Raw genomic sequence first — 15,934 nt, forward strand, 5'->3', positions numbered from 1 at the left:
TCCTCCGGCTACCGCGGCCCGGCGAGCAGGACGCGATGCATGGGGGTGTCCAGCAGCGCCACCCTGGTCAGCCCGGCGCCGTCGAGCCAGCGGTCGTAGTCCTCCGTCCGGTACGCCCCGCCGCCGCCGGTGGCCAGCATCGACGCGGCGAACAGCCGGGAGAACCGGTTCTGGGCGGAGTGCGCGTCGCCGGTGACGATCTGGTCGACAACGGCGACCAGGCCGCCGCCTGCCAGCGACTTTGCCGCCCTGCGCAACAGTTCTTCAGCCGAGGCCGGGGTCTGGAGGTGGAAGATGTTGACGAACAGCGCGAGGTCGTAGCCGAGGCCCCAGTCTTCCGACCAGAAGTCCATCACCGCAGGCCGGAAACGGTCCGCGACCCCCAGCCGGTCCGCCTGGGCGAGCGCCAGCGGCATGATCCGCCGAACGTCGATCCCGGTCGCGGTGAGCGCCGGAAACCGGCGGAGCAGCAGGTGGCTGTAGATGCCGCTGCCGCAGCCGACATCGACCAGCGACACGGGCCGCCGGGGCGTCCAGCCGCGCTCGGCGAGCGCTCCGGCGAGCACGTTCACGATCGGCGGCGCCCAGAAGTTGATGCCGTGCACCAGCGACCGGTATTCGGTTTCGCCGATCTGGTTCGGCGCATCGGAGCCGTCTTCGACGCGGGTGCCCGCGCGCACCGTATCGGCGAGGTTCCGCCACGCGCGCCAAGCGAGGGTCCGGTCGTATTCGATTTTCCCGACCAGGCTGAACAATCCGTCCGGGAGCAGGCATTCCCGGAGTTCGGCGGGCAGCGCGTAGCGCGCGTTCCCGTCCTCCACGAGCAGGTCGTAGGCGCACAGCGCGTCGAGCAAGACCGACATCGCCCGCGGATCCGCGTCGAGGGCCCGCGCGAGTTCGGCTCCGGAACGCGGCTCCCCGGCGAGCTCGACGAACACGCCCAGGTCGTGCGCCGCCTCGATCACGCCAGGAGCCCAGAGCGAAATCAAGTGTTCGTACACCCGGTGCGCGGCTCCGATCTCCGGCCCTCCCCCGCCCCGGTCCTCGAGCGGGGACGGGTCCACCAAGGGCCGAACACCGGAAAAGCCATTCCTTCGGTAACTCATCGACAATTCCTCTGCTCTTCCCGGCACGGGACCGGGAACCGGTTCGCTTCCGGCGTTCATCGGCCGAGCCGGGTGCGCAGCACCTGGCCGATCTGGGCCAGCGACGCGGGTTTCGTCATCGCTCCGTGCGCTGCCCGCACGTCGTGCACCTCGATCCGGCCGGACACAAGGGTGCGCCACGCCTGCGGATCGGGCGGGGCGCCGGGCCATCCCTGTGCGGCGCGAAAGAACAAGACGTCGCCGTCGAACATTTCCGGCCGGTGCGACCGCGCCAGCGAAACGCTCGCCGTGAGCACTTCGCTCATCGCCGACAGGAGCGTTTCGCTGAGATCCGCGATCCCGCGTGCTCGCAGCATCTCCGCGACCGCCGCCGGCCGAAGCGGCCCTTCGGGCACCGCGTCGAGACCGAAGTATTCGACGAGAAGCGCCCGCAGGCCCTGATCCGGGGCCGCCGGTTCGCCGAGCGGAATTTGTCCGGGTGGATAGGAGTCCAGCATCGCCACCAGCGACACCTCCTCCCCCAGTCCGCGCAGCCCGACGGCGACGGCATGGGCCAACTGGCCGCCGAGCGACCAGCCCAGCAGGTCGTACGGTCCTTTCGGCTGCACAGCACGGATCTGCGCGAGATAGTCGGCGGCCACGTCTTCGATCGTCGCGTCGATCCGGCCGGGGTCGGTCAGGCCACGGGCCTGAAGCCCGTACATCGGCCGGTCGACGGGGAGGTAGCGGAGCAGACCCGCGTAGCACCAGCTGAATCCACTGGCCGGAGGCAGGCAGAACAGCGGCCTCCCGACGCCGGCTCGCAGCGGGAGCAGCACGTCGAGGGACCCTTCCGCGGCAGCGGTTCCCAGCCGCGCGGCGAATGCGGCGGGAGTCGGCGCGGCGAACAACATCCGTACTGTCGGCCGGTAGCCGAGCACTGTTCGCACACGGGCTACGAACCGGGTGGCCAGCAGTGAATGGCCGCCCAGCGCGAAGAAGTCGTCCTGCGTGCCGACCGACGGGAGCTGGAGCACTTCGGCGAACAATTCGCAGATCACCTGCTCGGCGGGAGTAGCGGGCGGCGACGCTTCCGGTGAGGCTTCCGGCACCGGCAGAGCGCGTCGGTCGAGTTTCCCGTTCGGCGTCGTGGGCAGCCGGTCGAGGGAGACGAAGTCGCTCGGCACCAACGCGCGGGGCAGCACTTCGGCGGCGTGCGCGCGCAGGCCCGCCGCTTTCGCGGTGCCGACGATGTACCCGACCAGCGCCGGTCCGGCACCGGGCCGGGCGCGCACCGCGACCGCCGCGCGCTCGACGCCGGGATGACGCGCCAGCGCGGCCTCGACCTCGCCCGGCTCGATCCGCACGCCCCGCACCTTGAGCTGATCGTCCGCCCGCCCCAGATGCTCCAGCGCGCCGTCCCGGCGCCGCCGGACCCGGTCCCCGGTCCGGTACATCCGCTCGCCCGGCGGGCCGAACGGATCCGCGACAAACCGCGCGGCAGTCGCTCCCGGCCGTTCCGCGTAGCCCCGGCCGACGCCGATCCCGCTGTGGTAGAGGTCTCCGGCCACCCCGATCGGCACCGGCCGCAGAGCCCCGTCCAGCACGTACGCCCGGGTGTTCCACAGCGGACGGCCGACCGGCCGGTCGTCTTCGGTGCAGAAGACGAACAGGCTGTCGCCGCTGACCTCCGTGCAGCCGTAAAGGTTGACCAGCCTGGCATCGGGGCTCGCGGCCGCGAGCCGAGCGGGCAACTCCGCGGGCATGGGCTCGCCGCTGCTGCCCACCAGGCGCAGCGTCGCCAGCCGGTGGTCTCCGCCCGCCTCGTCCAGCAACGCCAGCAACACCGTGGGCACCGCGGTGAGGACGCTCGACCGGCTCGCCGCGATCAGGTCCGCCAGCGCCGCCATGTCCCGCGCCGTCTCCTCGTCGACCAGTACGACGCGTCCGCCGTGCGCCAGCGGGCGAAGCAGCTCAAGCGGGCCGTCGACGAAGCTGATCGAGGTCCGCGCGCACACGACGCCGTCGCCGTCGGACGGACGCAGATCGCGGTACCACGACACCTGGTTGACCAGCCCGCCCTGAGTGCCGATCACCGCCTTGGGCAGGCCGGTCGAGCCGGACGTGTAGAGAACCGACGCGGCCGACTCCGCGGTGCGACCGCCCGGCAGTTCGGCGGGCGCGAGGTTGCCGGCGGGGAACCCGGTCAGCACGACGTCCCGCAGGTCCACCACCGGCGCCTCGGTCGCCGGGATCCCGTCCGCGTCGGTCAGCACGAGCACCGGCCGGGCGTCCCCGATCAGGTAAGCGATCCGTTCGGCCGGGTAAGCGGTGTCGACCGGCAGGTAGGCCGCGCCGGCTTTGAGCACGGCGATCAGCGCCACCACCAGATCCGCCGACCGGCTCAGCGCCAGTGCGACGGTCCGCTCGGGACCGGCCCCGCGGGCCACCAGCAACCGGGCCAGCTGATTCGCCCGCGCGTTCACCTCGGCATAGGTCAGCTCCAGCGGTCCGGCGAGCACCGCGACGCGGTCCGGATGGCGGGCGCGGCGATCCTCGATCAGCTCGGCGACAGTGGCGGCCGGGAGGTCCCGCCCCGTCGCGTTGCCCGTCTCCAGCCACGTTCGCGACCGCGGTCCCAGCGGGTCGAGGCTGCCGAGCGGGCGGCCGGGATCCGCCGCGAGGGTCTCGAAAACCGATTCGAGCGCGGCGAGCATCGTCTCCGCGGCGTCCCGGCCGACCGCGTCCGCCTGATAGTCCAGCCGCAGCCGCAGCCGTTCGCCGGGGATCGCGGCCAGCATCAGCGGGTAATGCGAGGCGTCCAGCCCGCGCACCCCGGCGACCCGGACGCCGCCGAAGTCCTCGGCGTCCAGCGGCTCGACCGGATAGTTCTCGAACACGACGATCGTGTCGAACAATTCGTCCAGCCCGGCGCGGGCCTGGATCTCGGCGAGCGGCATATGCTGGAACGGCGTCATCTCGAGCTGGCGGTCCCGCACCGTCCGCGCGACGGCCCACGCCGGCGCGTCCGAGCGCAGGCGAAGCCGGACCGGGACGGTGTTGACGAACAGCCCGACCATCTGCTCGACGTCCGGCAGGTCCGGCGGCCGCCCCGTCGTCACCGTGCCGAAGACCACATCGTCCCGGCCGGTCGACCGGCCCAGCACGATGCCCCACGCGGCCTGCACGACATCGGCGAGGGTCACGCCGCGGGCGCGTCCCCTGCGGAGCAGCGCCGCGGTGGTGCCCGCGGACAGTTCCGCGACGGCCTGCCGGGGCAGCGTGGGCTGGTTCCGGGCGTGCCGCGGCAAACCCACCAGCGTCGGCTCGTCCAGGTCCGACAGCTCCGCCTGCCACGCCGCGCGCGCGGCCTCCCGGTCCTGGCCCGCCAGCCACCGCAGGTATTCGCGGTACGGCAGGGCGGCGGGCAATCCGGAAACGTCTCCGGCGGTCCGGTACAGCTGCAGCAGTTCCCGCACGAGGACCGGTAGCGACCATCCGTCCAGCAGGATGTGGTGACCGGTGAGCACCAGTTCGCTGCGCTCGGGGCCCAGCCGCGCGAGCAGCAGCCGCAGCAACGGAGGCTCGGACAGAACGAAGCGGGATTCCCTTTCCGCGGCCAGCTGTCCGGCCAGCTCCGCTTGATCGGCGACGTCGACCTCGCGCACCGGAACCGTGACTTCGCGCGGGACGATCTGCACCGGGCGCTCGACATGCTCCACCACGAACGCGGCGCCGACGTGCCGATGCCGGGACAGCAGCGCGTTGACCGCGGCGCGCAGCACGTCCCGGTCCAGTCTGCCGGTCAGCTCCACCACGAGCTGGGTGACGTAGACGTCGGGGCCGTCTTCGTTGTACAGGGTGTGGAAGAAGAGGCCCTCCTGCAACGGGGACAGCGGAAGCACATCGGCGATCCCGGATGCCGTCATGGCCGCCGCCAAGCGTTCTCGAGGCGTTCGATCTGGCATTGGTCCAGTTCGACCAGAGCCAGATCGGACGGAGTGAAGCCGCCGGCGTCGTCCCCGAGTGCGGCCATGGCGACGAGAGCCGCGAGCCACGAGCCGGCCAAGGCGCCGACCGTCGCTTCCGGCACGAGCGCGCTGGGCCAGGTCCAGGTCGCGCGCAGCAGCGGCCCCTCCGGACGCTCTTCGACGATCGTGTCCAGGGCCAGCCCGTGCTGGAGGGGCAGCTCGGGGCCGGCACCGCCGCCGAAGGATCCGGCGTCCGGGGCTGTCGACCAATCCTTGTTCTGCCCCAGCGAGAACCGGCCGAGATTGTTGAAAGCGATCCGCGGCCGCCGTCCGGCCAGCTGCGGCGCGGTCTCCGGATTCAGGTACCGCAGCAAACCGTAACCGAGGCCGTCGCCCGGAGTGCGGCGCAGCTGTTGCTTCACGTGTTTGATCGCGGTGCCGAGCGCCGGGCCTCCCTGCCGCACCGCGCCCGCGTCGATGCCCCCGAGGTCCGCGTGCACGGGGTGCGCGCTGGTGAACCAGCCGACTGTGCGGGAGGTGTCGACGTCCGCCAGATCGGTTCGGCCGTGCCCTTCGACGTCGATGACCGGACAGTCGCCTCGCCACTGGGCGACCGCGAGCACCAGCGCGGTGAGCAGCAGGTCGTCGATTCCGCAATGGAACTTCGCCGGCACCTCCGCGAGCAGTCGCGCGGTGTGGTCACTGGCCAGCGTGACCGTCAACCGGTCCGTCGTCGCCGTGGTGTCCCGGCCGGGAACCGGCACGAGATCGGCGGGTTCCGGATGCGAAAGAACCTGCCGCCAGTACGGCAATTCGCCGACTCGGCGCGGTTGGCGTGCCTCGGCGGTCAGGGTCTTCGCCCAACGCCGGAACGACGTTCGCGGCGGGAGCAGCAGCGGCGACCGGCCCGTGGCCGCCGCGGCGGCCGCGTCGCCGAGGTCGTCCAGAAGAACCCGCCACGACACGCCGTCGACCGCGAGATGGTGTATCGCGACGAACAGGCGTCCCTGCGCTGTCTCGCCGGCATCGAACCAGACCGGAACCACGACCCGGCCCGCGTCGGGATCAAGTTTCCGCACCGCATGCGAGGACTCGGCCGCGACGACATCGGCCAGTGCGCCGGAGGTCAGTCCCGCGACCTCCACCCGGCGCAGCTCGACCGGCACTCCCGCCGGCTCGACCTCGAGCGACCATTCGGCGCCGCGGACGGTTCGCCGCAGCCGCAGGGCATCGTGAGTGTCCACGACGACCCGCAGCACGGACTCCAGCGTGTCCCGGCCGAGCCCGGACGGCGTCACCACGAGCATCGATTGGTGAAAGCCCGCGCTGGACCCTCCGAGCTCCCGAAGCCAGTGCATGACCGGGGTGAGCGGCAGTTCGCCGATGCCGTCGTCGGGCTCGGCGGGCGGTTCTTCGCTCGCCTGCCTGGCCGTCAGCGCGAGTCCGGCGACCGTTCCGTGCCGGAAGACGTCGCGCGGGGCGAACTCCACTCCCGCCTTGCGCGCGCGGCTGCTGAGGCGAATCGCGCCAATGCTGTCCCCGCCGAGATCGAAGAAGTTGTCGTCGATGCTCAGCGATGGCACGCCGAGCACATCCGAGAAGAGACCGGTCAGCGCCTCCTCCAGCGGGGTCCGCGGCGCGCGCCCGTCCGCCAGCTGCGCGAAATCCGGCTCAGGGAGCTGAGCTCGGTCCAGTTTCCCGTTGGGAGACAACGGAATCGCCTCGATCACCAGTACCGTGCCGGGCACCATGTGGGCGGGCAGCCGATCCGCCGCGAAGGCGCGGATCGCGGCCGGGTCCAGTGCCTCGCCCGCACCGGGAACGACGTAGCCGACAAGGTGCGCGCCGCCTGTGCCCCGGTGCACCGTCGCGGCCGAACCCGCCGTGCCCGGGCAGTCCTGAAGCACCGCCTCGACCTCGCCCAGTTCGACCCGGTAGCCGCGGACTTTGACCTGCTCGTCGGACCGGCCCACGAACTCCAGCTCGCCGTCCGGACGCAGCCGCGCGAGGTCGCCCGTGCGGTACATACGGGAGCCGGCGGGACCGATCGGGTCGGCCACGAACCGCTCCGCGGTGGCGGCGGGAAGATCGCGGTAGCCCCGGGCGACACCGGCGCCGGCGAGATAAAGCTCCGCGGCGACGCCGGTCGGCACCGGGCGCAGCCGCTGATCGAGCACATAGGTCCGCACGCCGTGCAGCGGCTTGCCGATCGGCGGCGGGCCGTCGGTCAGCGGGCCCGCGGCCGTCGCGGCGATCGTCGCCTCGGTCGGGCCGTAGGCGTTGAACATCCGGCACCGCCCGCTCCATTCCCGCACGAGACGCGGCGGGCACGGCTCGCCGCCGACGATGATCGTCGTGCCGTCCGGGATGGCGTCCGCCGGGAAAGCCGCGAGCAAGGAGGGCGGCACCGGGACGTGCGTGACGGCATGCTCGGCGATCAGCGGCACCAGGTCGCGCCCCGCGTTCCAGCCGCCCGCGGGCGACAGGACGACCCGCCCGCCCGCGAGAAGCGTGACGACGATTTCCCAGTACGACGTGTCGAAACTCGGCGACGTGGAGTGGAGCAGGACCGTGTCCGGCCCGAGCAGGCCCAGCTGGGTCCGGGACCCGGCGAGCAGGTTGAGCACGCCGCGATGCGGCACCAGCACCCCTTTGGGGCGTCCGGTCGAACCGGAGGTGTACATCAGATACGCGGGGTGGTCCGGACGCAGCGCCGAACGTCGTTCAGCGTCGGCGACATTGTCCGCCCGCACGTCTCCGGAATTCTCCTCGACGAGCAGTACCGGGCAGTCGCCTGGAGCCGGCGTGCTCGTCGAGGAGTCGCGCACGACGAGGATCGGCTTCGCGTCGTTCAGCATGCTGGCGACGCGATGGGCCGGATAGTCCGGATCCACCGGCAGATAGACCGCGCCCGCTTTGCTGATCGCGAGCAGGGTTTCGACCAGCGCCAGACCGCGGCGCAACTGCACGGCGACCACGGTTTCCGGCCCGGCGCCATGACCGGCCAGCACGCGAGCGAGGCGGTTCGCGGCGGCATTGAGCTCCGAGAAGGTCCGCTGTTGCGCACCGGCGACGAGAGCCACGGCGTCCGGCGTTTCCGCTGCCCGCTCTTCGAATGCGCTCGCGACAGTGCCGCTCGTGCCGTGGTCGGCACCGGCCTGGTCCGCCGCGGTCAAGGCCGCCCGTTCACCCGGAGTCAGCACGTCCAGGGCATCGAGCGCGATGTCAGGTCCGGCGGCCACCTGCCCGAGGATGCCCAGGAGCCGGGACGAGAAGGCGGCGATCGTCTCCTTCTCGAAAATCGCGGTGTTGAATTCCAGATGGCACTCGATCTCGCCCTCCCCGCGTCCGCCGCGCGGCCGATCGGTGACCGACAGCGAGAGGTCGAACCGCGACACTCCGAAAGGGACGAAGCTCGACCGCACGGCCAGACCCGGCAGATCGATTTCGGCGCCGTCATCGCGGTCCATCGTGATCATCACGTTGAACAGCGGCTGATAGGTGCCGGAGCGATGCGGGCTGAGGTGTTCCACGAGCAATTCGAAAGGCAGGTCTTGATTCCCGTAGGCGGCCAGTCCGGTCTTTCGGACCCGGCCGAGCAGTTCATGAAATTCCGGATTTCCGGCGGTATCGGTCCGCAGGACGATCGTGTTCATGAAGAACCCGACCAGATCGTCCGCCCGTTCGTCCGCGCGGCTGGCGATCGGAGTGCCGAGCGGGAGGTCAGTGCCCGCGCCGAGCCGCGTCAGCAATGCGGAGAGGCCCGCCTGCATCACCATGAACAGGGTCGTGCCGGTGTCCTTGGCCAGGGCGAGAAGCCGCTTGCGCAGGGCGGCGTCGATTCCGAAGGAATGCACCTCCCCCTCGTAAGCCGGCACCACCGGTCGCGAACGGTCCACCGGCAATTCCAGCTGCGCGGGCGCTCCGGAAAGGGCGTCACGCCAGTAGTCCAGCTGGCGATGCGCGATGCTGTGCGGATCGGTCATCTCACCGAGACGCTCCGCTTGCCAACGCGTGTATTCGCGATAGGTAAGGGGAAGCTCCGCCCATTTCGGCGAAGTGCCGTCCAGGCGCGCGGCGTACGCCGTGCCGAGGTCGGCGAGAAGCGGGCGAAAGGACCATCCGTCGGCGGCGATATGGTGCAGGAGAAGAAGCAGAGTATGCGATTCCGGCCCAGTCGTGAACAATTCCGCTCGCAGCGGCAGCTCGGCTTCCAGGTCGAACGGATGCCGGGCGGCGTGCGCGAGCCGGGCGTCGAGGTCGGCCGCGGCTGTTTCGTGGTGCCGGAACTCGATTCGCTCGGCTGAGGCGAGCTCTTGGAAGGGATCGCCGTCCCTTTCCGCCACGATCGTGCGGAGTGTTTCGTGCCGGTCGGCGACATCGCGGATCGCGGATCGCAGCGCCGAGACGTCGAGCCTGCCTTCGAGGTGCAAGGCCAGCGGGATGTTGTAAGTCCGGCTGGGGCCGTGGAAGCGGTGGTGGAACCACAATTGGCGCTGCCCGAAGGACAACGGCGCCGGTTCTGGGCCCGGAGGCGGTTGATCGGGGACGCCGTCGATCAACCGTGCCAAACCCGCCGGCGTCGGCCAATCGAACAGGTCCTGGATCGTGATCTCCAGCCCCAGCCGTGCCCGCGCGCGCATGATCAACCTGGTGGCGCGCAACGAATGCCCGCCGAGGTCGAAGAAATCGTCGTCGACGCCCACCGACGGCAACTCGAGCACCTCGGCGAACACCTCGCACAGCCCGCGCTCCGACGACGTGCTCGGAGCCTCGCCCTTCGGCGCGTACTCGCCGGCCGGGGCGCGCAGGGCCTTGCGGTCGATCTTTCCGTACGGGGTCAGCGGAAGCTTGTCCGTCGCGACGAACCGATCCGGCAGCAGGTGCGGTTCCAGCCTGCTCTTGGCGAAGGTTTTCACCGTCTTCGCGTCCCCGCGGTCCGGGGCGAGCACGACGTAGGCGACAAGCAGGTCTTCGTGCGCGGCGACCGCGACGTGCACCACATCCGGGTGGCTGCCGATCACCGACTCGACCTCGTTCGGTTCGATCCGGTAGCCGCGCACCTTGACCTGGTCGTCGGTGCGGCCGAGGAAGTCCAGCTGGCCGTCGTCGCGCCAGCGGGCGAGATCGCCGGTTCGGTACATGCGCTCGCCGCGCGACCCGAAGGGGCACGCGACGAAGCGTTGCGCGGTGAGACCGAACTGGTGCAGGTAGCCCCGGGCGACGCCGGTGCCCGCGAGGTAGAGGTCGCCGACGGTGCCGGGAGGAACCGGGCGCAGTGCATCGTCGAGCACGTACCCCGTCGTCCCGGCGATCGGGCTGCCGATCGGCGGCCGCTCCGCGCCGGCGAGCGCTCGGCTCATCGTCGCGCACACCGTGCTCTCCGTCGGACCGTACGCGTTGATCATCAGGCGACCGGGTGCCCAGCGCTCCGCCGTCGAGCCGGTAACCGTGTCGCCGACGACTACGAGCGTGGTCACCGACGGGAGCTCGGTCTCCTTCATGACCGACAGCGCGGAGGGCGGCACCGTCAAGTGGGTGGTACCGGTGCGGGCGGCCAATTTGACCAGCTCCGGGCCAGGCGTGAGTTGCTCCGCCGGGGCGACCACCAAGGTCGCGCCGGCGAACAGGCTCATCGCGACCTCCGCCATGGGCGAGTCGAAGTTCGTGGACGCGAACTGCAGCACCTGGGACCGAGTGTCGACTTTCAGCGGCTCCACATGCGACAAGACCAGGTTCGCCAGGCCCTGATGGGTGACGACCACGCCCTTGGGCACCCCGGTCGTGCCGGAGGTATAGATCACGTACGCGGGATGCGCGGGCAGGCAAGGCGGGACGGCCGGGACTTCGCCGGCCGGGTCGCCGCCCGCCAGGTCATCGACGACCACGGTCGGCAGCCAGTCGAATTCCGAGCCGGGCACCGCGATGTCCCGGGCGCGCACCAGCAGCCGGGGCCTGGCCTGGCTCAGCACCGCCTCGATGCGCTCGGCCGGATAGGTGTGGTCGACCGGCAAGTACGCCGCTCCAGCGCGCCACACCGCGAGCATCGCCGTGATCAGGGCGCGGCCACGCGGGAAACTCAGCGCGACGATCGACTCCGGGCCCGCGCCCCGCCGGAGCAGCTCGGCGGCCAGCCCTTCGGCGTCGGCCGCCAACCGGCGGTAAGAGACCTGCTCCCCGGGGCAGGCCAAAGCAATGGATTCAGGGTGTGCCGCGACCTGTTCCGCGAACAGCTCCCAAGCGGTCTTGAGGTCCTGCGGTGCGCCCGCATTGACGCTGTTCGAACCTGTCACTTCGCGTTCCATCCAAGCCTCCTGATGTCAGCCGCACTCGCGTCTCCCGCAGCACCTTCGAGCAGCAAGGCGCCGACCTTTTTCGCGACGTCTCTCCCCACCTGCTGAAGGATCGCGGCCAGCCGGCTCGCGATCGATGCCGCCGCGTCGGCATAGAAAATGTGGCTCTGGTAGTGCACGATGGCGCGCAACGGACTCTCCGAATCCGCATAGACCACGAGCGACAACGGATAGTGATTCGGCGTGAAGGCACGGATGCCGGTCACGCTGACGCCGGCGCTTTCCCCCTCTTGCGCGATCCCGGCCCGATCGAGCGGGAACGATTCAAAGGAAACCATGGTGTCGAACAAGGTCCGCCTGCGAGTCAGTTGCTGAAGCTCGCTCAACCCGTGGTGCTGATAACTCACCAATCCGGCCTGCCGAGCCTGCAGCGCGACGATCAAACCGCCGACGGTGCGCTCCGGGGAGCAGTCCACGCGCACGGGGACCGTATTGAGCAGCATGCCCACCACTGTTTCGATGCCGGGAACCGGCGACGACCGGCCCGAAACCGCCGCGCCGAAGATAATGTCCGCACGGCCGGTCAACTGCGAAAGCAGCATGCCCCAAGCGGCCTGGAAGACAGTATTGGCGGTGACGCCCAGATCAGCGGCGGCCGAGACGAGTGCACGCGAGTCGGCGGCGTCGAGCGGCACGTGCGCCTTTCGGATGGTGTCGGTGCCGCCGGGACGTCCCGCCGCGTCGCCGACCAGCGTCGGCTGCGCGCCGTCCAGTTCGCGCTTCCAGGCTTGTTCGGCCTCGATCTTGTCCTGTTTCGCGTACCAGGCCAGGAAATCCCGCTGATTTCCGGCCCTGGGCAGTCCGGCAGTCGCCGAACCGTAGAGCAGCAAGAGATCTCGCACCAGAACCGGCACCGACCACCCGTCGAGAATCGCGTGATGCACGGTCAGGACGAGTTCGGATTCGCCTTCCGACATCCGGATCAGGGTCATTCGCACCATCGGCGGCGTGCCGAGAGCGAACCGATCGCGCAGATCCTCCGCGAGGAAACGCTCGAATAGCCGATCCCTTTCGGCCGCGTCGAGGGCGGACAGATCCCTCGTTTCCCATGGCAGCGCCACCGACTCGAGCACCAGCTGAAACAGCTCGCCGCGGCTGTCCGGGGCGAAGGTCGTCCGCAATCCGGCGTGCCGGTCCTGCAGCGCCTGTGCCGCGGCCCGCATCCGGCCGGGGTCGAGGTCGCCCGTCAGGCGCAAAACGTACTGCATCTGATAGGCGTCGGCGCCGGAATTGCTGTGCAGGCTGTGAAACAGCAACCCCGCCTGCAACGGCAGCAGCGGCCACACCTCGACGAGACCCGGATGTTCGTGCGCCCACTGGTCCAGATCGTCCTGCGCGACCGGAGCCAGCGGCACGTCGGACGGAGTCAACGAGGAGGCCGCCGCCCTCGCGTGCCGGGCCAGCCCCGTCCACGCGGCCGTCAGGAGACCGGCCAGTGCGGTCAGCTCGTCCTGGGACAGCAGGCCGCTCGGCGCCGCCAGCACAGCCTGCAGCCGTTCCCCCTCCGGACCGGCTTTGAGCAACGCACTGACTTCCAGGCTCGCCGAAGCGGGCATTTTCGGGTCCTGCGCGGCATCCAGCACGGTCAGCGCGGGCACTTCGACTTGGCTCCAGGCTCCGGAGTCCGTCGGCGCGAAGCGCCCCAGATAGTTGAAGCAGATCTCGCCGAGAGGCTGGCCGTCGAGTTCGGCGGAGGTGTCGGGGTTGAAATGCCTGAGCAATCCATAGCCGAGACCCTTGTCGGGAATCGACCGGAACAGTTCCTTGGTGAGCTTGACTGCCTTGCCTGCTGCGGCACCGCCGTCGAATGCGTCTTCGAGGTCGGCTCCGGCGAGATCGAGCCGGATCGGAAACACCGTGGTGAACCAACCCACGGTCCGGGACAGCTCCGCGCCGGGAACAGCTTCCTCCTCCCGGCCATGCCCCTCGACATGAAGCAGCAGAGAGCTTTCGTCCATTCCCTTGTCGCTTCGCCACTTCGCCAAGGCGAGAGCCAGACCGGCGGTCAAGCCGTCCATGACCTCCGCACGGAATGCCGTCGGCACCGCGGTGAGCAGCGGCTCGGCGACCGCCACCGGCAACGAAATCGAGGTCCGGACAACGGTTTCCAGCGTATCGACGTCCGGATCCAGCGACCGCGTTCCGAGCGACGAGGCCGGACCCGCCAAGATCGACTGCCAGAGCGGCAACTCCGCCGCGCGCCGCGAACTGCGTGCTTCTTCGGCAAGGGCGCGCGCCCAGACGCCTGGTGAAGTCCCGGCCTTCGGCAGTTCGGGCCGGCGTCCCTCGCGAACGGCTGCCCACGCGTCCTCGAGGTCGGCCAGCAGGATGCGCCAGGACACGCCATCGATCACCAAGTGGTGCAACGCGATCAGCAGTCTTCCCGGGTCGCCGTCGTACCAGACGAACCGGGCGACGTCACCGGTAGCCGGGTCCAGTCCGGCCGCGACCCGTTCCAGTTCCTGCCGCACGCTGGCCTGCCACTCAGCGCCCCACTGGCCGGTCCACTCGACCCGGTCCAGTGCAGGCTCCGCAGTCCCCCGCGGCGCCAGGACGATCTCGTCGGCCGTCAGACGCATCCGAAACATGTCGTGATGCTCGAGAACAGCTCGCAATGTCGCAGTCAGCGTCGTGCTGTCGATCCCCTCCGGCAACTGCACGACCATCGCTTGCAGGAACCGGTCGAAGCCCGCTCCCCAGCCCCGGATCCATTGCGCGACCGGCAGAAGCGGGAACGAGCCCGCACTGCCGTGCTCGAGTTCCGGCGGGCGAGGCGCGGCCCCGGAGGCCGATCGCGATGCCACCAGAGCGGCGAGCGCCGCGGCCGTTCGCTTCTCGAAGATCTCCCTGGCACTGACCTCGACGCCGTGCCGCCTTGCCCGGGAGACGACCTGAATCGACTGGATGCTGTCGCCGCCGATGGCGAAGAAGTCGTCGTCGATGCCGACCTGGCCTAACCCGAGCACTTCCGCGAAATGCGCGGCGAAGCTCTCTTCGATTTCATTGCGCGCCGCCCGGTACTCCGTGCGGCGGGGCGCGGGCTGAGGAAGCGCGGACAGGTCCGGCTTGCCGTTCAGCGTGAGTGGTATCCGGTCCACCGTGACAAAAGAGGCGGGGACAAAAGGGGCGGGAAGCCTGCTCAGGACGAGCTGGCGCAATTCGCTGTGCACGAATTCTGAATCCAGCGCGATGGACCCGTAATCGCGGCTCGTCGAGAGGCCGGTCTCCGCGGCGGGCACGACATAGGCGACGAGTTGCTTGCCCCGCGGCAGGTCGAGCGAAGTCACCAGTGCGTCCGCGACCCCCGGATGGCCGGTCAGCACCGCCTCGACCTCGTGCGGTTCGATCCGGACGCCGTGGATCTTGATCTGCGAATCGGCTCTGCCGTGGAACATCAGCTCGCCGCCCGCCGTCCACGAGGCCAGATCGCCGGTGCGGTACATCCGTTCGCCCGCACCGCCGAACGGATCCGCGACGAACCGTTCCGCCGTCAGCTTCGGGCGGCTCAGATAGCCGCGTCCCAATGCCGGTCCGGCGACGTAGAGCTCGCCGATCGAACCGGGCGGGACCTGAGCGAGCCGTCCGTCCAGCACCTGAATCGACGCCTTCTCGACCGGACGGCCGATCGTGGGCATTTTCCCGGTGACGGCCAGCGGACCGCTCATGCTGGCGCAGACTGTGGTCTCCGACGGACCGTAGGCGTTGATCATCGTGCGTCCGGGCGCCCAGGTCGCCACGAGATCGGGGTTGGTCGTCTCGCCGGCGACGATCAGGCATCGCAGGCCCGGTACCCATTCCGGACGCAGCGGGACGACGACCGAGGGCGTCAGCGCGACATGGGTCACCCCGTTCCGGTCGATCGTGCCGGCCAGCGGGCGGCCCGGCTCGAGTTCCTCCTTCTTCGCCAGCACCAGCGTCGCGCCGGACAGCAGCGTGGCGAACAGCTCCCACACCGAGGTGTCGAACGCGGGCGACGAGGCTTGCAGGACCCGGCTGCCCGGCGCTATCCGAAGATGGCCGCGTGCCTGCGCGACGAGCGCCTCCATGCCGGAATGGGTAACCGCCACGCCTTTCGGCTGCCCGGTCGAACCTGAGGTGTAGATGACATACGCCGACTGCGCGGACCTGATCTCGGGCAGCCGCACAGCACCGGCTCGAAGCTCGGGCAGCTCTTGTACAGGCAGCTCCTGTATGGGCACTGCCAGTTCAGGCAGCTTCGCCTTGGTCGCACAGTCCGTCAACACCGTTGCGCAGCCGGAATCGGACACGATGAAGCTGATGCGTTGTGCTGGGTAGTCCGCGTCGAGCGGCAGGTAGGTCGCCCCGGCCTGGACCACGCCGAGTACCGCGGCGACCCAGTCGGGGGAGCGTTCCGCTGCGACCGCGACGACCGATTCCGCGGCCGCGCCTGCCTGGACAAGGGCCCGCGCGACCCGGTTCGCGGCGGCGCCCAGTTCACGGTAGGTGAGCTTCCGCCGGCCGAGTTCGACCGCGACGGCCTCCGGAGTTTCGCGCACCCAGCGCC

At 70.1% G+C, this 15,934-nt stretch carries 4 protein-coding genes; all 4 read right to left on the reverse strand.

Annotated features, from left to right (window positions below; genetic code table 11):
- Positions 1-8: 8 nt before the first annotated feature.
- From BJY18_RS06080 to BJY18_RS06095, 4 genes are read right to left on the reverse strand one after another with little or no spacing between them, the layout of a single operon-like run.
- Positions 9-1,166: a methyltransferase gene (locus BJY18_RS06080; RefSeq protein WP_376774643.1), complete on the reverse strand. Its 1,158-nt coding sequence runs from the start codon at positions 1,164-1,166 to the stop codon at positions 9-11.
- Positions 1,163-5,014, reverse strand: coding sequence for a non-ribosomal peptide synthetase (locus tag BJY18_RS06085; protein ID WP_184778432.1), 3,852 nt, complete (start codon positions 5,012-5,014; stop codon positions 1,163-1,165). The genes BJY18_RS06080 and BJY18_RS06085 overlap by 4 nt, the downstream gene beginning before the upstream one ends.
- Entirely contained in the window at positions 5,011-11,361 is a 6,351-nt protein-coding gene (locus BJY18_RS06090) for a non-ribosomal peptide synthetase (protein WP_184778434.1), read from the reverse strand. Before BJY18_RS06090 ends, BJY18_RS06085 begins: the two co-directional genes overlap by 4 nt.
- Positions 11,346-15,926, reverse strand: a complete 4,581-nt coding sequence (locus tag BJY18_RS06095) for a non-ribosomal peptide synthetase (RefSeq protein ID WP_184778436.1) — start codon at positions 15,924-15,926, stop codon at positions 11,346-11,348. The genes BJY18_RS06090 and BJY18_RS06095 overlap by 16 nt, the downstream gene beginning before the upstream one ends.
- Positions 15,927-15,934 lie beyond the last annotated feature (8 nt).

The sequence above is a fragment of the Amycolatopsis jiangsuensis genome, from assembly GCF_014204865.1.
GTDB classification, from domain to species: domain Bacteria; phylum Actinomycetota; class Actinomycetes; order Mycobacteriales; family Pseudonocardiaceae; genus Amycolatopsis; species Amycolatopsis jiangsuensis.